A 23,205-nucleotide genomic window follows, 5' to 3' on the forward strand; every position below is an offset into this window, starting at 1 on the left:
GCGGGTCAGGAGAGCCAGTCCTCGTAGCGGGTGGGGGCGAGCCGGGCCTGCGGGTCGGTGAGCACGTCCCCCTTGACGACGGCGAACATGCCGGCGGTCGGATCGGTGACGACGCCGCGGTTGTCGCCCTTGCGGGACAGGGTCGTGCGGCCCAGCTCGTCCAGGGTGAAGACCTCGGGGCCGGCGATGTTGCGGATGCCGTTCAGCGGGGCGCCCACGGCGACCTCCGCCACCGCGTCGGCCACGTCCCGGGCGGCGATCGGCTGGATCGGCGTGGCGGGCAGCCGGACGGTGTCGCCGTCGGTGGTCCAGGACAGGACGTCGTCCATGAACTCCATGAACTGCGTGGCGCGGACGATCGAGTACGGGACGCCGCCGGCCGCGAGGATGTCCTCCTGGAGCACCTTGGCCCGGTAGTAGTCCAGCTCCGGCACCTGGTCCACGCCGACGATCGAGAGGATCACGATGTGGCCGACGCCGCCCTTCCGGGCCGCGGCCAGGAGGTTGTCCATCGAGGTCTGGAAGAACGCCAGGGAGGCCGCGTCGAAGGTCGGGGAGTTCGTCGTGTTGACCACCACGTCGGCTCCCGCCACGGCCGCGTCCAGCCCCTGGCCGCTGATGACGTCGACCCCGGTGGAGTGCGAGTGCGGCACCGCCTCGTGCCCTGCGGCCTTCAGATTCCTGACGACCTGCGACCCGATCAGCCCGGTACCGCCGATGACTGCCACCTTCATGACACACCTTTCGTCGGGATTACCCGCAATATGGCATACGCGCCACGGAGGAGCGCGGGCTGGGACGGTGAGCGGGGCAAGGGGGTGACCGGTCACGACGCCCGTCCGGCAGCCCGTTCGAAACTTTCCGTGGGCCCGCCGTCGCCGGACCCGTACTATCGGTGATCTCTTGGGGGAGGTGGTCATGGGCAAGCGGCGCCCTGGCTCGCCGACGCTGGAGGAGGTGGCCGCTCACGCCGGAGTGGGCCGGGGCACGGTCTCCCGCGTCGTCAACAACGCGGCCGGCGTGAAGGAGTCGACACGCCGGGCCGTGCAGCAGGCGATCGCGGAACTGGGCTACGTCCCCAATCTCGCGGCCCGTTCACTCGCCGGGCGACGGGCCGACGCGGTCGCGCTCGTCATGACGGAGCCGGACTGGCGGAAGTTCGCGGAGCCCTTCTTCTCCGAGATCGTCCGTTCGCTCGGCGACGCCCTGACCGACACCGGGATGCAGCTGCTGCTCACCCTGGTTCGCTCGGACACCGACCGGGAGCGCTTCCTGGAGTACGCCCGCGGCGGCCGGGTCGACGGGGTGCTGGTGATGTCCGTGCACGCCGACGATCCGCTGCCCGACATGCTCGCCGAGGCCCGGCTGCCGACCGTCCTGCTGGGCCGCCGTTCGGCCGACGAGCACGTCAGCTACGTCGACGCGGACAACGTCGGCGGCGCCCGCAGCGCGGTCGCCCACCTGCTGGACAAGGGCCGGCGGACGATCGCCACGATCACCGGGCCGCTCGACATGTACGTCACCCGGTGCCGGCTGCGCGGTTACCGCGAGGCCCTGGCCCACGCCGGGCTGGACGCCCCGCCGTCCTGGGTCGCGGAGGGCGATTTCACCGCGGAGAGCGGCCGGCGCGCCATGGCCCGGCTGATCGAACGGCACCCGGAGATCGACGGTGTGCTCGCCGCCTCGGACACCACCGCCGCCGGCGCCCTTGAGGCGCTGCGCGCGGCGGGACGCCGGGTGCCGCAGGACGTCGCCGTCATCGGTTTCGACGACTTCCCGCTGGCCGAGCGGACCGAGCCGCGGCTGACCACGGTGCGACAGCCGCTGGAGGAGATCGGGCGGGCCATGGTGCGGCTGCTGCTGGAGGAGATGGAGGAGTCGTCCGTGGCGTGGCGGCACGTGATCCTCCGTACGGAGCTGGTGGTGCGCGAGTCGGCGTAGCGTCGTCGGGAACACCGGGTGCGCTGCGGCCGGTCCCTGTTTCGGGAGCGCTCCCAGGCGGCGGCGACCGCACCGACCGGGCCGCTTCGGACCTGCGGCTTCGAGATTTCTTCGACACTCACCCTGCACGGAGCCTTGTCAGGGACATGAACTCTCCCTACAGTCCCTGCCCAACGGAGGGAATGGGAGCGCTCCCATTCAGCTGCGCCCGGGAGCGCTCCCCAACTCCCCTCACCGTCATGGAGAGGACCCGCATGCGACCGTACAAGCACCCTGTCCGTGGAGCGCGCGGCCTGCTGGGCGCACTGCTCACCGCGCTCGCCGCCCTGGCGGCGCTGCTCACCGTCGCTCCCGCGGCCCAGGCCGGCACCACGATCTGCGAACAGTACGGCTCGACGACGATCCAGGGCCGCTACGTCGTCCAGAACAACCGCTGGGGCACCGGCGAGGCCCAGTGCATCGACGTCACGGACTCCGGATTCCGCGTCACCCAGGCCGACGGCTCCGTTGCGACGAACGGGGCCCCGAAGTCCTACCCGTCCGTCTACAACGGCTGTCACTACACCAACTGCTCGCCCGGGACGAACCTTCCGGCCCGGCTCGGCAGCATCTCCCGCGCTCCCACGAGCATTTCCTACGGCTATGTGAGCAACGCGGTGTACGACGCCGCGTACGACATCTGGCTCGACCCCACGCCCCGCACCGACGGCGTCAACAAGACCGAGATCATGGTGTGGTTCAACAAGGTGGGCTCCATCCAGCCGGTGGGCTCGCAGGTCGGCACCGCGACCGTGGCCGGGCGCCAGTGGCAGGTGTGGTCCGGCAACAACGGCGGCAACGACGTGCTGTCCTTCGTCGCACCGTCGACGATCACCAGCTGGAGCTTCGACGTCATGGACTTCGTCCGGCAGGCCGTGTCCCGCGGGCTCGCGCAGGACAGCTGGTACCTGACCAGCGTGCAGGCGGGCTTCGAGCCCTGGCAGAACGGCGCCGGCCTGGCCGTGACCTCGTTCTCCTCCACGGTCGACACCGGCAGCGGCGACCCGGGCGGCCCCGGGAACCCGGCGGCCTGCAAGGTGGCGTACGGGACCAACGTCTGGCAGGGCGGCTTCACCGCCGAGGTCACCGTCACCAACACCGGCTCCTCCCCCGTCAGCGGCTGGCGGCTGGCCTTCACCCTGCCCGCGGGGCAGCGGATCACCAGCGCCTGGGGCGCCGCCGTGACGCCGTCCTCGGGGGCGGTCACGGCGAGCGATCTCGCCTACAACGCACAGATCGCGCCCGGCGGTCAGGTGACCTTCGGGTTCCAGGGCGGCTACGGCGGCACGTTCGCCAAGCCCTCCGGATTCAGCCTGAACGGGGCCGCGTGCGCCACCGCGTGACCCGCGCACCGTCCGTGTGACACACCCACCCGCTCCGGGACCCGCCCGTCTCGCACCGGCCGATCGGGCGGGTCCCGGCTCCACCCCCGGCACCGCCCCGCTCAACGGACCTGACCCAGCCGCTCCCGGACCGTTCCAGGAAAGGCCCGCCCGCATGAGCCTCCCGCTCGCCCGCCGCCCGGTGACGGCCCTGGCCGTGTGTGCCGCGGCCCTGGCCCTCACCGCGTCGGCCGCCGCCGCACCGGAGTCCGTCGCCGACTCCCCGGCCGCGGTCCTGCCGTACCAGGACCCGTCCGCACCCGTGCCGGACCGCGTCACCGATCTGCTGGCGCGGATGACCCTGGACGACAAGCTCGGCCAGATGACACAGATCGAGAAGGACGCCCTCGTTCCGCGGTCCGACCTCGCCGCCTGCCGGATCGGCTCCGTGCTCTCCGGCGGTGACTCGACCGTCAGCCCCAACAACGCGCAGACCTGGGCGGACACGTACGACTCGCTCCAGCGCACGGCCCTGACGACTCCGCTCGGCATTCCGATGATCTACGGCATCGACGCGGTGCACGGCCACAACGCGGTGCGCGGGGCCACGCTCTTCCCGCACGACATCGGCCTCGGCGCCACCCGGGACCCCGCGCTCGTCCAGCGGATCGGGCGGGCGGTGGCCGAGGAGGTGTCGGACACCGGGATCGACTGGGGCTTCGCGCCGTGCCTGTGCGTGGCCCGCGACGACCGGTGGGGCCGTACCTACGAGTCGTACGGCGAGACACCCGAACTGCCCTCCTCCCTCACCACGTTCGTCACCGGGCTCCAGGGCGAGACCCTGGGCGAGGGGCCGGCGCCCGTGCCGGCCACCGCCAAGCACTACCTCGGGGACGGCGGCACGGCCGGCGGTGTGGACCAGGGCGACACCAAGCTGTCCGAGGCCGAGCTGCGCGCCGTCCACCTGCCGCCGTTCAGGGAGGCGGTGCGCCGGGGCGTGGGCGCGGTGATGCTGTCGTACAGCAGTTGGAACGGGGTGCGGTCCCACGCCAACTCGTACCTGGTGACCGACCTGCTGAAGGGTGAACTCGGCTTCGGCGGGTTCGTGGTGTCCGACTGGGCCGCGGTCGACCAGTTCGACGGGCAGAGCGGCTTCACCGGCGCCGAGATCACCACGGCCGTCAACGCGGGCGTCGACATGGTGATGGTCCCGCACGACTACAGGAAGTTCCTCACCCTGTTGCGCGGCGAGGTCACCGCGGGCCGGATCGCGCAGTCCCGGATCGACGACGCCAACCGGCGCATCCTCACCAAGAAGTTTCAGCTCGGCCTGTTCGAGCGCCCGTTCACCGACCGCGCGTACACCCCCACGGTCGGTTCGGCCGCGCACCGGGAGCTGGCCCGGCAGGCGGTGCGCGCCTCGCAGGTGCTGCTGAAGAACGAGGGCGGTGTGCTGCCCCTGCCGAAGTCGGCCAGGCTGTTCGTCGCGGGCAAGTCCGCCGACGACATCGGCAACCAGAGCGGCGGCTGGACCGTCGGCTGGCAGGGGCGCAGCGGTCCCGTCACGGACGGCACCACGGTCCTGGAGGGTATCCGGGCCGCCGTCACCGACCCGTCCCGGGTCACCTACGACCGGTACGGCAACGGCATCGACTCACGTTACCGCGCCGCTGTCGCCGTGGTCGGCGAGACCCCGTACGCCGAGGGCCGGGGCGACCGGCCGGGCGGCCTCGGGCTGGACCAGGAGGACCTCCGGACCCCCGCCCGGCTGAAGGCGAGCGGGGTGCCGGTCGTCGTGGTCCTCGTCTCGGGCCGTCCGCTCGACGTCTCCGGCCGACTGCCCGACTGGAAGGCGCTGCTGGCCGCCTGGCTGCCCGGCACGGAGGGCTCCGGCGTGTCCGACGTCCTGTTCGGCGACTACGCACCCACCGGGAAGCTGCCGGTGAGCTGGCCGCGGACCTCCTCGCAGGAACCGGTCAACGACGGTGACGGCAAGGACCCGCTCTTCCCGTACGGGTGCGGGCTGACGTACTCCGGTGCCGGTCCCACGCCCCCGCCGGCGCCCGCAACGTGCACCGCGCGGTTCCGCGCGGCCTCCTCCTGGCAGGGCGGCCACCAGGCGGAGGTGACGGTCGAGAACACCGGCTCGACCTCGCTGACGGGCTGGTCGGTGGAGTGGGACCTGGGCGGCTCCCGCGTCACCAGCCTCTGGAACGGCTCGCTGACCACGGGCGACGGCCGGGCCACCGTCCGCAACGCCGCCTTCGACGGCTCCCTGCGACCCGGCGACACCACGGCGTTCGGCTTCACCGCGGAGGGCCCCGCCGGCACACCCGCCCGCACTGCGCCGGGAGCTGAATGACGTGCCCGTCGACCGCACCTGTCCCCTACCACCCGCAGCCCCGCACCAGGAGGACGCATGACACACCCCACCCGCCGGACACCCGCGCACCGGCCGAGACCGGGGCGCCGGCGGCACCGGGCGGCCTCGCTGGGCGCGATGTTCGCCACCCTGGCGCTCGGTCTGACCGGGCAGCTCACCGCGCACCCCGCCGTCGAGACCAGCGCCGGCACCCCGTTCGCCGGCCCGCTCGGCGCCGGCGTGACGTACACCGACGCCCCGGCGGTCCCGGCGTACTCCGGTACGACGCCCGCCCGGGGTTTACCGCCCGTCTGATCCGAATCGGAAGGAGCTGAACGTGGCTCGACGCAACAGACTGATGTCGGTGGCAGCGGCTCTGTCGACGCTGCTGGCGGCACTCGCCCTCACCCTCCTGGGGCAGACCAGCGCCCAGGCGCACGGGGTGGCGATGCTGCCCGGATCCCGCACCTACCTGTGCTACCTGGACGCGCACACGACGACCGGCGGGCTGGACCCGACCAACCCGGCGTGCCGGGACGCGCTGGCCAAGAGCGGTGCGACGGCGCTGTACAACTGGTTCGCCGTGCTCGACTCCAACGCCGGTGGCCGGGGCGCCGGTTATGTCCCGGACGGCACCCTGTGCAGCGCGGGTGACCGGTCGCCGTACGACTTCCGCGCCTACAACGCGGCGCGCTCGGACTGGCCGCGCACCCATCTGACCAGCGGGGCGACGATCCAGGCGCAGTACAGCAACTGGGCGGCGCACCCGGGTGACTTCCGCATCTACGTCACCAAGCAGGGCTGGTCGCCCACCTCCGCCCTGCGCTGGGCCGACCTCGACCTGGTCCAGACGGTCACCAATCCGCCGCAGCAGGGGTCGCCGGGCACCGACGGCGGCCACTACTACTGGGACCTGAAGCTGCCCTCCGGGCGGTCCGGTGACGCCCTGCTGTTCATCCAGTGGGTCCGTTCGGACAGCCAGGAGAACTTCTTCTCCTGCTCGGACATCGTGTTCGACGGCGGCCACGGCGAGGTCACGGGCATCCGCACCTCCGGCGGTACGCCGACGCCCACGCCCACGCCGACACCCACGGATCCGCACACCGGTTCCTGCATGGCCACGTACTCCGTGGTGAACTCCTGGAGCGGTGGCTTCCAGGCCTCCGTCGAGGTCATGAACCACGGCACGGCGCCGCTCGACGGGTGGGCCGTGGCCTGGCAGCCCGGGGCGGGCACCAAGATCAGCAGCGTGTGGAACGGCACGCTGTCCACCGGTACCGACGGCACGGTCACGGTCCGCAACGTGGACCACAACCGGGTCGTGCCGGCCGACGGCAGTGTCACCTTCGGCTTCACCGCCACGTCGTCCGGCAACAACGTCCCCGCCGGTTCCATCGGCTGCGTCACGGCACAAGGCACCACCTGACGCAGACGGCCCCGCCGCCTCCCCGGCCGGTTCCGGGAGGCGGCGGGCGCCCCGGGAGAGACATGACCTGACACTGGCGAACTCAGGCCCTGCGGGACGACCATGGCACGCATGAATGAGCAACTCGCGCGCTGGAGCCAGGCAACCGTCCACCCCGACATGTGGGTCGACCCCGCGGACGATCCCCGGCACAGCGAAGGAGCCGGTCCGGAGGGTGAGTCGGCGACCCTGGAGGACTTCCTGACGGGGTACCGCACCACCCTGCGGATGAAGTGCGAGGGCCTGGAGCCGGAGCAGCTCGCCCGCCGCTCGGTACCGCCGTCGACCATGTCGCTGCTCGGCCTGCTGCGCCACCTCGCCGAGGTGGAGCGGGACTGGCGCGGCTGGATCGGCGACGGTGACCCGCTGCCGAAGCTGTACGGCGAGCCGGACGGGGACTTCCTCGGAGCCGTCGCCGAGCAGGCCGTGGTCGACGCCGCGTACGCCGATCTGGAGCGCGAGCAGGCCGCGACCGACGCGGCGCTGGCCGAGCACCCCGATCTGGGTGAGCGGCTGGGGAAGGACAGGATCGCGGTGCGCGAGCTGCTGGTGCACAGGATCGAGGAGTACGCCCGCCACTGCGGACACGCCGATCTGCTGCGCGAGTGCGTCGACGGACGGGTGGGCCAGTGACCGGTGCGGAGTGTCACGGGAGTTGCTCACCCTCCTGTGCGGTGGCGCGGGCCGCCTCGCGCAGGGCGCGTACGGCGAGCACGTCCCGGTGTGCCGGGAGCCATGCCAGGTAGGACTCCGATTCGCCCAGCTCGGGCGCGTCCACGTAGACGAGGCCCGGTCGTGGGTAGAGCTGGCGCGCGGCTGCCGGGAGGAAGGTGATGGCCCGTGCCTGTAGCACGGCGAGCACCATGGCCTCGGTGTCCCGGACGACGGGGCCGAACCGCACCGGCGTACCGTCCGGTCGTGGATTGACCGTGAGGTGGTCCCACCACAGCCGCGGGACGTCGCGTGGCATGTCGACCACCGTGCGGTCCGCGAGCTGGGCCAGGGTGAGCGTGGTCTCGGCGGCCAGGGGGTCGTCCGCCGGGAGGCAGACGACCCGCGGCTCACTGGCCAGCCGGACGCTCTGGAGGCCCGGGGGCAGGGGGCCGCGCAGGAAGGCCGCGTCGACCTCCCCGTTCGCCAGTGCGTCGAACTGCTCGACGAAGTTCAGGTTGCGCACCTCGACCTGGAGGTGCGGGTGGTGCTCACGCAGGTGGGCGAGGACGGCCCTGGCGTGCGGCATGGCCGCCTCGGCGCCGAGGGAGCCGACGCACAACTCCCCCCGGATGGCGTCGGCCTGCGCGTCGGACACCCGCAGCAGTCGTTCCATCGCCGCGAGGACGGCCCTGGCCTCCTCGACGACGGCCGCACCGGCGGTCGTCAGCCGCGCACCGCCGCTTCCGCGCTCGACCAGGCCGATCCCCAGACGCTCCTCCAGCGCCCGGATCTGCTGGCTGAGCGCCGGTTGCGAGATGAACATCCGCGCGGCCGCCCGCTTGAAGTGCAGTTCCTCCGCCACCGCCAGGAGCAGGCGCAGCTGATGGACGCTCGGCTCCCGCACCTTCCCGCGACGTCCTTGAGCAGGGACCATAGTCAAAAGGCTATCGAAGCATCGCCCTTTCTCCTACGGACCGTCCCTGTCCCGGTCGCCGGGACGGCGGGCAGCATGGTCCGAGGACAGCAGCAGGACATGACCGCGTCACCGACCGCCTGCTGCGCTGAGACTGGGGGAATCCACATGCGTCGTACCCGCGTGCTCGCCGCCCTCGGCGTCCTCACCGCGGCGGTGGTCGTCGCACCGGTGGGGACGGCCGTCGCGGCGGCCGACGAGACGTCGTACAGCGTGGTGCCGTACCAGAACGTGAACGTCCGCAAACTGCCGACCAAGGACAGCGCGTATCTGGCCACGCTCACCGCCGGCCAGACCTACCAGGCCTATTGCTGGACACACGGTCAGACCATCACCGACAACGGCTACACCAACGACATCTGGATCGGCTTCGCGGACGGCTACAGCAGCGCCGTGTACTTCAAGGGCGACGCGTACGCCAACCTGCCCGCCTCGGCGCAGTGTTGAGCGCGTACCCGCTCAGGACAGGGGGATGACATGAACAAGATCTCGCGCGGCCTCGCCGTAGCGGTGACCGCCGCGGCCTCCGTCGTGGCGCTGAGCGGCGCGGCGCAGGCGCGGCCCGCCGCAGGTGACTGGAACGGCTGCCCGTACGGGGCCGTCTGCATCTGGGGGCAGGACCGCAACCCGTACCTCGACCCGCACCCGACCAACGTGTACTGGAGCTACGGCGCGCACAACCTGAGCAACCAGTACGGCGATCATTACGTCTTCAACAATCAGTACGGCGGTGCCAGCATGAGCCTGTGCACCGGCTACAACGGTGTCGGGTGCCATCTGGCGCTCGCGGAGCAGGAGATCGGGAGCTTCAACCTGACGCCGTACAACTCGGTCACCCTCAACCGGTAGCCGCGGGCGCGACACCTCCTGAGCCGGGCGCCACGCCAGGCGCCCGGCTCAGGAGGTGTCGGCTGTCGTCCTCGCCGACGCGTGCCACGGGACGGCGTACGTGATGCGTGTCAGGTCGGTCATGAGGGAGTCCAGCCACGCGACGGTCGCGTAGTACCGGCGGGGAGCGCCGGGCGGCTCGGCGGTGAGACCGGGCAGGGCCGGATCGATCAGCGGTGTCGCCGCGACGGGGGTGTCGTCTCCCGGGTCCAGCGCCGCCGAGACCAGCAGCATCCGGCCCGCCACCCGCTCCCCCAGCATGCCGGCCGACAGGGCCGCCGCCGGGCTCAGCGGGGTGAGCGGCGGCTCCAGCAGCCGTGTCGAGCCCCACAGGGTGTGATGCCCGGCGATCAGCGTCGCCTGCCAGTCCACGGCGGGTGGCCGCACCCGGCGCCCGCTGCCGCCGAAGGGCGGTGCCGGCTCACTCTGCACCTGCGCGTACGCGGACTCCGCGAGGACGATGGCACGTTGCAGACAGCGGTGATGGGGCGCCCTGGACAGCGGGGGCGACACCGTGCCGCACGCCACCGAGGCACTGGTGGCCACGACGATCTCCGCTGCCCTGCGCAGCAGGTCCGCCGCCGTCCGGCGCAGCTCCTCATGGCCGCCCCGGGGCCAGGCCAGCACGCCGAAGACCGCGCCGATCGCGCTGCCGACGAGCACGTTCAGCACGCGGACCTCCGCCAGCCGCCAGGTCGGCGGCGCGAGCTGTGCGAAGACCAGCGCCACGAGCACGGTGAACAGTCCCTGCGCCCACCCCACGCCCCTGACCGGCCCCACCGTGAAGCCGAGCAGCATCCACAGCGGCAGGAGGACGGCGTACACGGTGGTGTCGGAGCCCACGCAGATCAGGACGCCGGCGCTCAGCAGGGCCCCGGCCAGCGTGCCCGCCAGCGCCAGGCGGATGGTGCTCCAGGTCTCGCCCATGGTGGTGCGGGTCAGGGTGAGGGTCGCCAGCATCGCCCAGAAGCCGTGCGGCAGCGTGTCCACCCCGGCCACCAGCCGGGCCGCCGTCAGGGCCAGCGCGATGCGCACCGCGTTCTGGAAGAACACCGAGCGGCGCCCGGCATGGCCGCGCAGCCGGTGCCACCACAGGACGGGGGCCCAGGTGGTGGCGTACCAGAACCGGCCGGGCTGGAGTTCCACCGAGGCGTGCCGGCCCCGCACCGCCAGATCGGCCGCCGCGCCCATGGCCAGCGCCGCGTCGGCGATCTCCAGCACGGCGGCGTGGCAGCGCAGGACGGCGGGCGGGAGAAGGGCGCCGGCCGGGGTGGCCGGGGGACCCGCGGACACGGCGGACAGGTCGGCGCGTGCCGCGGTCAGCTCCTTCTGCCGTGCCGCGGGGGACGTCCCGGCCCGCAGACAGCTCGCGGTCGCCGTGGCCGTGCGCGCCACCGCCCGCAGTACGGCGGTCACCTCGGGTGCCGGGCCCTGGTGCGGCAGGGCGGGCAGCTCGGCCAGCCTGCCGAGCAGGGTACGGGTGGCCAGGCCGGTGTGGGCGAGGGCGCGGGCGCGCACCCCGGGCCCCGCCGGCCGCTCCGCCTCGGGCACGCTGAGCGACCGCAGCGACTGGCTCACCTCCTGGGCCGCCAGGATGTCGGTGCCGGACAGGGCGTCCCGGCGTGCCGCGAGCTTCGCCGCGCACCGCTCGGCGACCCCCGCCGCCCGGGCGACCCGCTCCCGGTACGTCAGCGGAGCGGGCTCCCGGAAGAGCAGCGCCTCGGCCGCGACGAAGAGGGCCAGCCCCGTCGTCGTACCGATCAGCCGGTCGCCCAGCGAGCCGGGGTCGTAGGGCGGGAAGGAGGGGAGGATGTAGAGGAGTTGGAGGCCCGGCGCCGCGCCGGCCGGGCGGGGTCCGCCCACGGCGGCGAAGGCCAGCGTGAAGCCGACCACCAGCATGCCGACGACCGCGCTCCAGGTCCGCACCGACAGATAGGTGCCGGCGGCCACCAGCACCCAGCACACCGGCAGCAGGCGCGTCATCACCGCCGCGCGCTGCCGCCCGGTACCGGGGATCCTGGCCAGGCCGCCCAGCGCGACCACGGTGAACAGCGCGTAGGTCGCCGCCACGGGGCGGCCGAAGCCGTAGCGGAAGGCGTAGAAGCCGGTCGCGGCCACGAGTGTCACACGCAGCGCACGACGGCCGGAGGCGGCGTAGGCCGCCTGGAGCCGCGCACCTCGCTCACCCCACACGCCTCCAGAATCACCCACCGCGGGGCATCCGGCACCTCACTGGGCAGGCGGGTCACCGAGGCGGCGCCGAGGGGTATCGCTTGGGCGCACACACAAAGGCGAGGAGTCAGCCACTCCTCGCCACTCTTAACTTATACCGCACCGGGGGGCTTGCGGCAAGGCCCCCGTCGTACCGCAGAATTGCCGGCCGAGGCCAGGAAGCTGCGGAAATAGGTGATGCGCGAAGTGCGGGTACTTCTGTCGACATATGGATCGCGTGGGGACGTCGAACCCCTGGCGGGACTCGCGGCGCGGTTGCGGGGACTCGGCGCTCAGGTGCGGGTGTGCGCGCCGTCGGACGAGGACTTCGCGCAGCGGCCGGCCGAGGTCGGCGTCCCGCTGATCCCGGTCGGCCCGTCGGCGCGCGCTGACGAAGGCGGCGCCCCCGCCCGCGTCCCTGCCCCGGCGCGCGGCCGAGCTGATCGCCGGTCAGTTCGACACGGTCACCGAGGCGGCGCAGGGCTGCGAGGTGCTGGTGGCGACCGGCGCGCTGCCCGCCGCGGCCGGCGCGCTGTCGGTGGCGGAGCAGCTCGGCGTCCGCTCGGTGTCCGTGACCTTCCAGCAGCTCACCCGGCCCGCGCCGCACCGCCGGCCGCCGGCGTACCCGGCCGCCCGCTCCCGCCGGAGGTGACCGACAACGAGGTGCTGTGGGAGCTGGACGCCCGGAACGCCGACGCGCTGTTCGGTGAGGCGCTCAACACCCGGGCGTCGGTCGGCCTGCCCCCGGTGGGGAACGTACGCGACTGCGTCATCGGCGACCGGCCGTGGCCGGCGACGGACCCGGTGCTGGACCCCTGGCGGAAGAGCCCGGACCTCGACGTCGTCCGGACCGGCGCCTGGCTCCTGCCCGGCGGTCGCCCGCTGCCGGCCGACCTGGCGGCGTTCCTGGAGGCCGGTGCACCACCGGTGTACGGGGGTTTCGGCAGCATGCCCCTGCACGCGGCGGCGGACATCGGCCAGGTCGCCGTCGCGGCGGTCCGCGCGCAGGGGCGGCGCGTGGTGGTGGCCCGGGGCTGGGCCGGTCTGGCCCCGGTCGACGACCGGGGCGACTGCTTCGTCGTCGGCGGGGTCGACCAGCGGGCCCTGTTCGGCCGGGTGGCCGCCGTCGTGCACCACGGCGGCGCCGGTACGACGACGACCGCGGCGCGGGCCGGCGTGCCCCAGGTGGTCGTGCCCCAGCCGGCGGACCATCCGTACTGGGCGGGCCGGGTGGCGGAGCTGGGCATCGGCGCGGCGCACGACGGTCCCACACCGACGTTCGCCTCCCTGTCGGCCGCTCTGCGGACGGCCCTCGCCCCGAAGACCCGCGGACGAGCGGCGGCCGTGGCCGGCCGCGTCCGCACCGACGGGACGTCGGTGGCCGCGCGGCTGCTGCTCGACGCGCACGGCTGAGCCCGCCGGCCTGGAGCGAGAGCGGCCACGCGGCACACGGAACACCGCACCCCGTGGCCGCGAGTTCGCCGCCGCCCGTCCCCTCGTCCTACCGTCCCCTCGTCCTACCGTCCCCTCGTCCCCTCGTCCCCTCGTCCCACCGTCCTGCCACCTGCCACGGCCGTAACCGGCCTCACAAGGAGCCCCTGACGTGAAACTTCCCCTGCCCACCCGTGCCTTCGACCTCCCCGACCGCCTCGCCGCGAAGGCCGATCCGGCGCTGATCGCCGACGACGAGCGGCACTTCGCGGCCATCGCGGAGTGCCTTGAGGAGTCGATCGCCGAACTCTCCGACCGTCTCGACGCCGAGCGCAGGGCGCCGGGCGGCAAGGGCCGGCAGGCGATGGACCGGGACGCCGAGATCCACCGGCTGACCGGTCGCCTGCACACCCTGCGCCGCTACGGACTGGACCTGTGCCTCGGACGCATGGTCGGCACGGACAGCCAGGAGCCCGTCTACGTCGGCCGGCTCGGGCTCACCGACAGCGCGGGCCGCCGGCTGCTGGTCGACTGGCGCTCCCCCGCCGCCGAGCCGTTCTTCGGAGCCACCCACGCCCGCCCGATGGGTCTGGCGAGCCGGCGCAGGTACCGCTGGACCGATGGCCGGATCACCGACTACTGGGACGAGGTGTTCACCCCGGACGGGCTGGTCGGGCATGCCGCGCTGGACGACCAGTCCGCGTTCATCGCCAGTCTGGGCGGCAGCCGGTCGCCGCGGATGCGGGACGTGCTCGGCACCATCCAGGCCGACCAGGACGCCGTCATCCGGGCGGGCTCGCGCGGTGCCCTCGTCGTGGACGGCGGTCCGGGTACGGGGAAGACCGTCGTCGCCCTGCACCGCTCCGCCTACCTCCTGCACGCCGACCCGCGCCTGGGTCACCGCCGGGGCGGCGTCCTGTTCGTCGGTCCGCACCGGCCGTACCTGGCCTACGTCGCCGACGTCCTGCCCAGCCTCGGCGAGGAGGGCGTGCAGACGTGCACCCTGCGGGACCTGGTCGCCGAGGGAGCCGGAGCCGTGGCCGAGGCCGATCCGGAGGTGGCCCGGCTGAAGTCGTCCGCCGACATGGTGAAGGCGATCGAGAAGGCCGTCGGGTTCTACGAGGAGCCGCCCGCCGAGGGGATGACGGTCACCACGCACTGGTCCGACATCCGGCTGAGCGCCGACGACTGGGCCGTGGCGTTCGAGGCGGCGGAACCCGGTACCCCGCACAACGAGGCGCGGGAGCAGGTGTGGGAGGAACTGCTCACGATCCTGGTGGACAAGCACGACGGTGACGCCCCGCCCGAACTGCTGCGCAGGTCGCTGCTGCGGAACCGGGACCTGCTCGCGGCCTTCGGCCGTGCCTGGCCGCTGCTGGAGGCGGCCGATCTCGTCGGAGACCTGTGGTCGGTACCGGCGTATCTGCGGATGTGCGCCCCGTGGCTGAGCCGCGAGGAGGTACGGCTGTTGCAGCGCACGGAGGCCCAGGCGTGGACGGTGTCCGACCTGCCGCTCGTGGACGCGGCCCGGCAGCGGCTCGGCGACCCGGAGGCGGCCCGGCGAAAGCGCCGCCACGCCGCCGTCCTCGCCGCCGAACGCGAGCGCATGGACAGGGTCGTCGACAACCTGCTGGAAGCGCACACCTATGACGACGGCGAAGGCGTGCTGGTCATGCTGCACGGGCAGGACATGCGCAACTCACTGGTCGACGACAGCGCCCTGCCCGCCGCCGACCCCGACCTGCTCGCCGGGCCGTTCGCGCACATCGTCGTGGACGAGGCGCAGGAACTGACCGACGCGGAGTGGCAGATGCTGCTCCTGCGGTGCCCGTCCCGCAGCTTCACCATCGTCGGGGACCGTGCCCAGGCCCGGCACGGGTTCACGGAGTCGTGGCGGGAGCGGCTCGCCCGGGTGGGGTTCGACCGGATCCGTCTGGCGTCCCTGACCGTCAACTACCGGACGCCCGAGGAGATCATGGCGGAGGCCGAACCGGTCATCCGGGCGGTGCTGCCGGACGCCAACGTGCCGGCGTCCATCCGCAGCAACGGCGTCCCCGTCGTCCACGGCTCGGTCTCCGAGCTCCGTTCGATCCTCGACAGCTGGCTCGCCACGCACGCCGACGGGACCGCCTGTGTCATCGGCGATCCCGCGTTCCGGCCGACCGCCCGCGTCCGTTCCCTGACGCCGGAGCTCTCGAAGGGACTCGAATTCGACCTGGTCGTCCTCGTCGACCCGGAGAGGTTCGGCGAGGGCGTCGAAGGGGCGGTCGACCACTATGTCGCGATGACCCGGGCGACCCGGCAGCTGGTCGTCCTCACGAGTCCCTGACCCGAGGGCCGGTGGAGGAAGGTCCGGCGGTGGCCGGAGGCGTGCCCCTTCGTATACCGCCTCCGGCCTAAAGGGTTCACAGGCCCCCGGGCCATGACCTTGCCCGAACGGGCAGCGGAAGCGCCTTCCGGTGACCGATGTCACGATTGACCGTGCCCGGCCCCTTTCTTTAACCGTCCGGTAAATCAACAGACTGTAAAAGGACGCCTCGGTGGACCATCCGCACAGTAGGGCAGGAGGCCGTCAAGGGCGACAGTTGACAACGTTGACCTAGACAGATAGCGTTTCTGCCTGCTATGAGCACCTAATATTTATTCGGTACTTCACCAGCAAAGCCGCGGACATCCGAACCAAAGTCAGCCATGTAATTGGCCGAAATCATTCGGGTACATCGATGCGACACTCTTCGCCGCCGGTCAGAGGCCATTCCGACCGATTCCGGGCCGAACCGGCGCGCCGCCTTCGCGACAGTGCCGTCGCCTTACAAACTCTCCACGCAGCGTCGCGCGACGCCGCCTCGTCACGGGGGAAACGGGGCACCATCTCGCTCGAAAAAATGAATCTAGGGGGAACCTCGATGCACCTTTTCGGCCGTACGCGAGAACTCCAGGCCCTGGGTGAGGCGTTCACTGACAGCGCGCGAGGACACAGCCGTCTCGTGATCATCACGGGTGGTCCCGGATCAGGCAAGACCCAGCTGGTGCATGAATTCCTGACCACGCTGAACAGCACCGGCGCGCACATACTGACCGGTACTGCCGATTCGGCCGAACGAGATCAGCCGATGGGTCTGGCCGGGCAATTGCTCCGCACCGCCCAGGCGGAGTGCGCCATGTCACACCCTGTCCCGTCGGCGGTGCACTCCTCGGCGGATGTCCGCCGGCCCACGGACCCCGTGCACCAGCCCGTCGGCGCGTCCGCCGGGCACGACACGGCGGTCGAAACGCTCCTGCGTCTCGCCGGTGGCGACCGGCCCCTGGTCATCGCCGTGGACGACGCCCACGCCATGGACCGGGCCTCCTTACAGACGATCGTCCACCTGCTGCACCGCAGCCGATCCCGGCGGGTGCTCGTGGTGTGCGCCACCTCGGGACACCTCGGCGAGACCCGCTCGCCCGCGCACACGGAACTGCTCCGCCAGCCGCACCGACGCGTACGCCTGGCTCCCCTGTCCGAGGCGAGCGTCGGCGAACTGCTCGCCGCACAGGCCGGCCGGGCCCTGCCCGGACACATCCGCGACGCCTACCACCGGGCCACCGCCGGCAGCCCGCTCCTCGTCCACGCCCTGCTCGACGACAGCACCCACTTCGCCCCCGAGATCGGCCCGCCCATCGCCGGCGCCGCCTACCGCCAGGCGGTGCTGTCCCTGCTGCACCGCGGCGAGCCGGGCCACGTCCGGGTGGCCCGTGCGCTGGCCGCGCTCGGCACCCTGGCGGGAACCGTCCCCGTGGGAGAGCTGGCCGGCACCACACCGGCCGGCACCCAGGAAGCCGTGGACGTCCTCAACTCCTCGGGCCTGCTGGACGGTCACGCCTTCCGGCACCCGACCGCCGCCGCGACGGTGCTGGAGGACATGGACGCCGTCGCCCGCACCCGGCTGCACGGCCGGATCGCCCACCTGCTGTACCGTTCCGGCGCGCCCGCCGTCGAGGTGGCGCGCCACCTCCGTCTCGCGGACCTGGTCCCGGCAGGCTGGGGCGCGGGCATCCTGCGCACCGCCGCGGAGCAGGCACTGGCCGCCGACGACGTGGAGCGCTGCACCGGCTACCTCGGCCTGGTCCTGCGCGACTGCGCCGACGAGCGGGAGCGCCACGCCCTGTCGGTGGCCCTCGCGCGCGCGGAGTGGCGCACCAACCCTGCGGCGGCCACCCCCCATCTGGAACCGCTGCGCGAGGCCGCGCTCGCCGGCGAACTGAGCATGCGGGACGCCGCCACCGTCCTGCGGTACCTGCTGTGGCAGGGCGACACCGAACTGGCCGCCCAGGCCGTCGCCACCCTCGTCCACGCGCAGTCGCCCGCCGACGCCCAGATCGTCGCCGAGGTCGAGTTCGTACGGCAGTGGTTCTACGGCGTGGCGCTCCCCGGCAAGGGCGCCCCCGTGGCCGGTCTCGACCCGCGCCGCCGGCAGGCGCACGCCGGTGCCGGCGGACTGGCCGCCCGGGTGGCCGCGCTCATCGGCGGTGAGGCCACCGACGACTCCGCGGCGGCCGTCGCCCAGGCCCTCCAGGGTCATCAACTCGACCACCTCAACCTGGAGTTGGCCGCCATGTCCCTGCTCGCGGTCGCCCACGCGGACCGGCCGGCGATCGCCGCCGACGCCTGCGACGCGCTGCTGGAGCGGGCCGTGGAACGCCGGGCGACGACCTGGCGGGCCCTGCTCGGCAGCATCCGGGCGGAGATCGCCCTGCTCCAGGGGGACGTGACCACCGCGTCACAGGGCGCGCTCGCCGCGCTCGGCACCCTGCGCGCCGAGAGCTGGGGGGTCCTCATCGGCCTCCCGCTGTCGACGGCGATCTCCGCGCACACCGCCCTGGGCTCCTACGACGAGGCCGAGGAACTGCTCAAGCACGACGTGCCCGAACCGATGTTCCGCACCGTGTTCGGCATCCAGTACCTGCGTGCCCGCGGTCACCACTTCCTCGCCACCGACCGGCCCTTCGCGGCACTGGGCGACTTCGAGACCTGCGGACGGCTGCTCCGGGAAGGCAACCCCAGCCTCCAGAAGGGCATCCCCTGGCGCTCCGACCTCGCCCTGGCCAACCTGCGGATCGGCAAGGCCCGCACCGCCCGGGAGTGGGCCGAGGAACAACTGCGGCTGCCCGGAGGGCACAGTTCCAGGGCCCGTGCGATGGCGCTGCGCCTGCTGGCCGCCACCTGCAAGCCGCACCGCCGGGCCTCGCTGCTGCGCGAGTCGATCGACCTGCTCAAGGCGTGCGGCGACCGGTACGCGCTGGCACAGGCGTACGCCGACCTGTCCGCGGCGCACTACGAACTCGGCGAGTACGCGCGGGCCCGGCTGGTGGCACGGCAGGCGGCACGGGAGGCCGAGGCCTGCCGCATCGAGTCGCCGGTCGACGCACACCTGCTGGAGGACCCGGTACGGACCGACAGCGCCGAGTCCGACGCCGGCCCCGCCATCCTGAGCGACGCGGAGTGCCGGGTCGCCGGGCTGGCCGCGCTCGGGTACACCAATCGGGAGATCAGCGCCCGCCTGCACGTCACGATCAGCACGGTGGAACAGCACCTCACCCGGGTCTACCGCAAGCTGAACGTGGCCAACCGCTCGGAGCTTCCGTCGAAGATGCTGGACCACCGCATACCGAAGCTGTCGGACCGCTGGGCCGGCACCCACTCGTCCGCCGGCTGAGCGGTCCCCGCGGCTCGCCGTCCACGGACCGGGATCACCGGACGCAGCGCGGCCCCACCGGAGGTGTCTCCGGTGGGGCCGCGCTGCGTCGGGCGTAAGCCTCAGCTGAAGCTGCCCAGTTCATCGTCCAGGATGTCGAACAGCTCGTCGGCCGTGGCCGTCTCCAGCTCCGTGTCCCCGGTGGGACCGGTGCCGCTCTCCCGCCACTCGCCGGTGCCGTCCCAGCGCGCGCTCAGGGTGCGCAGCCGGGCCGCCACCCGGGCCCGCTGCTCCTCGTCCGGCGCGGCCGAGTCCAGCGCCGTATCCAACAGCGCCTCCAGGCGGACCACTTCGGCCTCGATGTCGACCGCATCGCCGGAGGTGTCCCCGCCCAGTTCCTCGAAGAGGTGCCGGGCGAGGGCGTCGGAGGTCGGGTAGTCGAAGGTGAGGGTGGTGGACAGCCGGAGGCCGGTCTCGGCGCCGAGCCGGTTGCGCAGGTCCAGGGCGGCGAGCGAGTCCACGCCCAGGTCGCCCAGGGAACGCTGGGGGTCGACCGCGCTGCCGGAGCCGTGTCCGAGGACGTCGGCGACGTGCCCGCACACCGTCTCCACCAGCAGCCGCACGGCGTCGGCGGAGCTCAGCCGGGCCAGCCGCCGCGGCAGCGGCTCGACGGCTGCCGGTGTCTCGGTGGCCGCCGCCCGGGCGGTGCGGCGTACGGCCGCGGGGGCGAGGCCCCGCACCAGGGCGGGGGCGTCGGCGGTGACCTGGACGCGGACCGGGAGCAGCAGGGCGCGGTCGGCGGCCGTGGCGCCCGCCTCGGTCAGCGCCCGGTCCCACAGGTCCAGCGCGCGGTCGGCGGGCAGCGGCAGGATGCCGTCGCGGGCCAGCCGGCGCAGCTCCGTCGCACCGAGACCGGCCGCCATGCCCTCCCCCGTGTCCCACAGCCCCCAGCCCAGCGACAGGGCCGGCAGGCCCTCGGCACGGCGCCGCGCGGCGAGGGCGTCCAGGAAGGCGTTCCCGGCCGCGTAGTTGGCCTGCCCCGCCGCGCCCAGGGTGCCGGCGGCGGAGGAGAACAGGACGAACGCGGCGAGGCCGAGGTCACGGGTCAGCTCGTGCAGGTGCCAGGCGGCGTCGGTCTTCGGGCGCATCACCGCCTCCAGCCGCTCGGGGGTGAGGTCGGTGAGCAGCCCGTCGTCCAGGACGCCGGCGGCGTGCACCACGGCGGTCAGCGGGTGCTCGGCCGGCACGGACGCCAGCAGGGCGGCGAGCGCGTCCCGGTCGGTGGCGTCGCAGGCGGCGACGGTCAGCTTGGCGCCGAGGGCGGCCAGGTCGTCCAGGGCGCCGGGCTCGGGCAGCCGCCCGCCCCGGCCGGTGAGCAGCAGGTGGCGTACGCCGTGCCGGGTGACCAGGTGCCGGGCCAGCAGTCGGCCGAGGCTGCCGGTGCCGCCGGTCACGAGCACGGTGCCGTCCGGGTCGAGCGCGGGCGCCGGTCCGGGCTCCGCGTCCGTGGCCCTGGCCAGTTCCGGCACGTACACCGTGCCCGCCCGCAGGGCGAGTTCGGGTGCGCCGGTGGCGACGGCGGCCGGGAGGACGGCGGCCGAGGCCGGGTCGTCGTCGGTGTCGACGAGCACGAACCGGCCGGGGTGCTCGACCGCCGCCGCCCGCACCATGCCCCAGAGCACGGCCTGCTCCGGGTCGGGCACGGCGTCGGCGTGGACGGCGACGGCGGACCGGGTCACCACCACCAGCGGCGCGCCGTCCGGCACGTCGACGAGGTCCCGCCGCAGCGCGGCCAGGGCCCGCACGGCGGTCCGACGGGCCAGCGCGGGCAGGTCGTCACCGGGGTCGCCCTCCGCCGTCACGGTGAGGGTGCGGGGCTCGGGTGCCGAGTCGGCGGCGGTGAGCGGGAGTTCGGTCCAGCGCACGCGGAACAGGTCGCCGGGGGCCGGTGTGGCCGCGTTCAGTTGCTCGGTGGTCACCTGGCGGACGCGCAGCGCGGTCACCTCGGCGACGGGGGCGCCCGTGCCGTCGTACAGGCGCAGGGTCATGTGGTCGGTGCCGTGCGGGGTGAGGCGCAGCCGGACGGCCGTGGCGCCGGTGGCGTACAGGGTGACGCCCTCCCAGGAGAAGGGCAGGGTCATCACGGTCGGGTCCTGGCCGTCGAGCAGGTCGATGGCGTGCAGCGTGGCGTCGAGCAGCGCGGGGTGCAGTCCGAAACCGTCGGCCGCCTCGGCGTCGGGCAGGGCGAGTTCGGCCCAGACCTCCTCGCCGAGCCGCCAGGCGCCGCGCAGGCAGCGGAAGGACGGGCCGTAGTGGTAGCCCTGTCCGGCGAGGTGGTCGTAGGTGCCGGTGACGTCCACGGGTACGGCTCCGGCGGGCGGCCAGTCGGTGACCGGGGCCGGTTCGGGGGCGGTGTGCGGGGCGAGGACGCCGGTGGCGTGCCGGGTCCACTCGCCGTCCGCGCCCTCCGGACGTGCGTGCACGGTCAGCCGCCGGCGCCCGTCGGCGTCGGGGGCCGCGACGGCCGCCTGGAGGTGGACGGCGCCCCGCTCGGGCAGGACCAGGGGCCGTTCCAGGGTGAGTTCCTCCACGCGCGGGCAGTGCGTGCGGTCGCCGGCCTGCACGGCCAGTTCCACGAAGGCGCTGCCCGGGACGAGCACGACCCCGGCCACGGCGTGGTCCGCGAGCCACGGGTGGGTGGCGAGGGACAGCCGGCCGGTGAGGGCCAGCCGGTCGTCGCCGGCGAGTTCCAGGGCGGCGCCGAGCAGCGGGTGCCCGGCCGGTGCCTGGCCCAGCCCGCCGGCGTCGGTGACCGCGCCGGGCCCGTCGTCCAGCCACAGCCGCCGCCGCTGGAAGGCGTAGGTCGGCAGATCGGTGCGGCGGGCGTCGGTGCCGGCGAAGACCCGCTGCCAGTCGACGGTCACGCCGCGCACGTGGGCGGTGCCGAGCAGCGTCGCGAAGGTCCGCTCCTCGTCGCGGTCGCGGCGCAGCGCGGGGACGAACGCCGACCGTTCGGCGTCGGCGACGGCCTGCGCGCCCATGGCCGACAGGACGGCGTCGGGGCCGAGTTCGAGGAAGGTGCGCACGCCGTCGGCCTCCAGCGTCCGGACTACGTCGCCGAAGCGGACCGCCTCCCGGACGTGCCGGACCCAGTACTCGGGCGCGCACAGTTCGTCCTCGCCGGCACGTACGCCGGTCACGTCGGACACGACGGGGATCGCGGGCGGCGCGTACGGCAGTTCGCGGGCCGTCTTCTCGAACTCCGCCAGCATCGGGTCCATCAGCGGGGAGTGGAAGGCGTGGCTGACCCGCAGCCGCTTGGTGCGGCGGTCGGAGAAGGCCTCGGCGACGGCGGCGACGGCGGCCTCGGTGCCGGAGACGACGACGGCGCGGGGCCCGTTGACGGCGGCGACGGACACCTCGGGGCCGAGGTGCTCCAGCACCTCCTCCTCGGTGGCGTCGACGGCGAGCATCGCGCCGCCGGCGGGCAGCGCCTGCATCAGCCGGCCGCGCGCGGCGACCAGCCGGGCGGCGTCCGCCAGGTCCCAGACGCCGGCGACGTGCGCGGCCGTCAGTTCGCCGATGGAGTGCCCGGCGAGCCAGTCGGGCCGTACGCCGGAGGACTCCAGCAGCCGGAACAGGGCGGTCCCGACGGCGAACAGGGCGCTCTGCGTGTAGAGGGTGTGGTCGAGCAGGCCGGCGTCCTCGGTGCCGGGCTCCGCCCACATCACGTCCCGCAGCGGGCGGTCGAGGTGGGCGTCGAGCGCCTGGCAGACCTCGTCGAGGGCCTGCCGGAAGGCCGGGTGGGCGGCGTACAGGGCGCGGCCCGTGCCGGGACGCTGGGCGCCCTGTCCGGTGAAGAGAAAGGCGACCTTGCCGTCGCCGGGCCGGCCGCGGACCACGGTGTCCGAGGCGGTGCCGTCGCTCAGCGCGGCGAGGCCGGCGAGGAGTTCGTCCCGGTCGCCGGCGACGACGGCGGCCCGGTGGGTGAGAGCGGCGCGGCCCGTGGCCAGGGAGCGGGCGAGGTCGGGCAGGGGCCGGCCGGCGACCGCGCTCAGCCGTGCGGCCTGCGCGGCCAGGGCCTCGGGGGTGGCGCCGGAGAGCACGAGGGGCAGCAGCGGGGCCGGCGCCGCGTCCGTGTCCGGTGCGGGCTCCCCGGCGGGGGCCTCCTCGATGATGGTGTGGGCGTTGGTGCCGCTGATGCCGAAGGAGGACACACCCGCCCGGCGTGGACGGCCGGTCCG

Annotated in this window: 14 protein-coding genes and 1 pseudogene; 11 read left to right on the forward strand and 4 right to left on the reverse strand. The window is 73.6% G+C overall.

Going from position 1 to position 23,205, the window contains the following annotated elements; all coding sequences use genetic code 11:
- Nucleotides 1-5: 5 nt before the first annotated feature.
- Complete coding sequence (locus IE294_RS40030; RefSeq protein ID WP_189894311.1) at nt 6-734, reverse strand: SDR family oxidoreductase; 729 nt, start codon at nt 732-734, stop codon at nt 6-8.
- 184 nt (nt 735-918) lie between these two features.
- Here IE294_RS40030 and IE294_RS40035 point away from each other — a divergent pair, with 184 nt between their 5' ends.
- The 6 genes from IE294_RS40035 (at nt 919) to IE294_RS40060 (ending at nt 7,762) form a co-directional block, all read left to right on the forward strand.
- A complete protein-coding gene (locus tag IE294_RS40035) occupies nt 919-1,941 on the forward strand; it encodes a LacI family DNA-binding transcriptional regulator (RefSeq protein WP_189894312.1) in 1,023 nt (340 codons plus the stop codon).
- A 254-nt stretch (nt 1,942-2,195) separates the two neighbouring features.
- A complete protein-coding gene (locus tag IE294_RS40040; protein ID WP_189894313.1) occupies nt 2,196-3,323 on the forward strand; it encodes a glycoside hydrolase family 12 protein in 1,128 nt (375 codons plus the stop codon).
- A 154-nt stretch (nt 3,324-3,477) separates the two neighbouring features.
- A complete protein-coding gene (locus IE294_RS40045; protein ID WP_189894314.1) occupies nt 3,478-5,664 on the forward strand; it encodes a glycoside hydrolase family 3 N-terminal domain-containing protein in 2,187 nt (728 codons plus the stop codon).
- 57 nt (nt 5,665-5,721) lie between these two features.
- Nucleotides 5,722-5,979 carry a hypothetical protein gene (locus IE294_RS40050; protein WP_189815184.1) on the forward strand — a complete coding sequence of 86 codons (258 nt, stop codon included), beginning with the start codon at nt 5,722-5,724 and terminating at the stop codon, nt 5,977-5,979.
- 22 nt (nt 5,980-6,001) lie between these two features.
- Nucleotides 6,002-7,090, forward strand: coding sequence for a lytic polysaccharide monooxygenase auxiliary activity family 9 protein (locus IE294_RS40055; protein ID WP_189894315.1), 1,089 nt, complete (start codon nt 6,002-6,004; stop codon nt 7,088-7,090).
- A 111-nt stretch (nt 7,091-7,201) separates the two neighbouring features.
- Nucleotides 7,202-7,762 (forward strand): DinB family protein, encoded by a 561-nt coding sequence (locus IE294_RS40060; RefSeq protein WP_189894316.1) that lies wholly within the window; start codon nt 7,202-7,204, stop codon nt 7,760-7,762.
- Between the two features lie 13 nt (nt 7,763-7,775).
- On the opposite strand, the gene IE294_RS40065 is transcribed toward IE294_RS40060, so the two are convergent.
- Complete coding sequence (locus IE294_RS40065) at nt 7,776-8,687, reverse strand: LysR family transcriptional regulator (protein WP_189894317.1); 912 nt, start codon at nt 8,685-8,687, stop codon at nt 7,776-7,778.
- A gap of 177 nt (nt 8,688-8,864) precedes the next feature.
- Between IE294_RS40065 and IE294_RS40070 the strand changes: the two genes are divergently transcribed.
- Together IE294_RS40070 and IE294_RS40075 are read left to right on the forward strand one after the other, a co-directional pair.
- Complete coding sequence (locus IE294_RS40070; RefSeq protein ID WP_189894318.1) at nt 8,865-9,203, forward strand: SH3 domain-containing protein; 339 nt, start codon at nt 8,865-8,867, stop codon at nt 9,201-9,203.
- 30 nt (nt 9,204-9,233) lie between these two features.
- The gene (locus IE294_RS40075; protein WP_189894319.1) at nt 9,234-9,605 is read left to right on the forward strand and encodes a hypothetical protein; all 372 of its coding nucleotides are present in this window, start codon (nt 9,234-9,236) and stop codon (nt 9,603-9,605) included.
- 48 nt (nt 9,606-9,653) lie between these two features.
- Here the strand turns inward: IE294_RS40075 and IE294_RS40080 are convergent, their stop codons facing one another.
- Complete coding sequence (locus tag IE294_RS40080) at nt 9,654-11,837, reverse strand: FUSC family protein (protein ID WP_229917826.1); 2,184 nt, start codon at nt 11,835-11,837, stop codon at nt 9,654-9,656.
- A gap of 216 nt (nt 11,838-12,053) precedes the next feature.
- On the opposite strand from IE294_RS40080, the pseudogene IE294_RS40085 reads away from it, so the two are divergent.
- The 3 genes and pseudogenes from IE294_RS40085 to IE294_RS40095 all read left to right on the forward strand — a co-directional run bounded on the left by IE294_RS40085 (nt 12,054) and on the right by IE294_RS40095 (nt 18,982).
- Nucleotides 12,054-13,268, forward strand: a pseudogene (locus IE294_RS40085) (glycosyltransferase).
- Nucleotides 13,269-13,458: 190 nt separating this feature from the next.
- Nucleotides 13,459-15,615: an RNA polymerase recycling motor ATPase HelR gene (gene helR, locus IE294_RS40090; protein WP_189894320.1), complete on the forward strand. Its 2,157-nt coding sequence runs from the start codon at nt 13,459-13,461 to the stop codon at nt 15,613-15,615.
- Between the two features lie 577 nt (nt 15,616-16,192).
- A complete protein-coding gene (locus IE294_RS40095; RefSeq protein ID WP_189894321.1) occupies nt 16,193-18,982 on the forward strand; it encodes an AAA family ATPase in 2,790 nt (929 codons plus the stop codon).
- Nucleotides 18,983-19,083: 101 nt separating this feature from the next.
- Here the strand turns inward: IE294_RS40095 and IE294_RS40100 are convergent.
- Nucleotides 19,084-23,205, reverse strand: a 4,122-nt coding sequence (locus IE294_RS40100) for a type I polyketide synthase (protein WP_189894322.1), incomplete at its 5' end; no start/stop codon positions are given.

It is taken from the genome of Streptomyces canarius, assembly GCF_014650735.1.
In the GTDB taxonomy this organism is placed as follows: Bacteria; Actinomycetota; Actinomycetes; order Streptomycetales; family Streptomycetaceae; genus Streptomyces; species Streptomyces olivaceoviridis.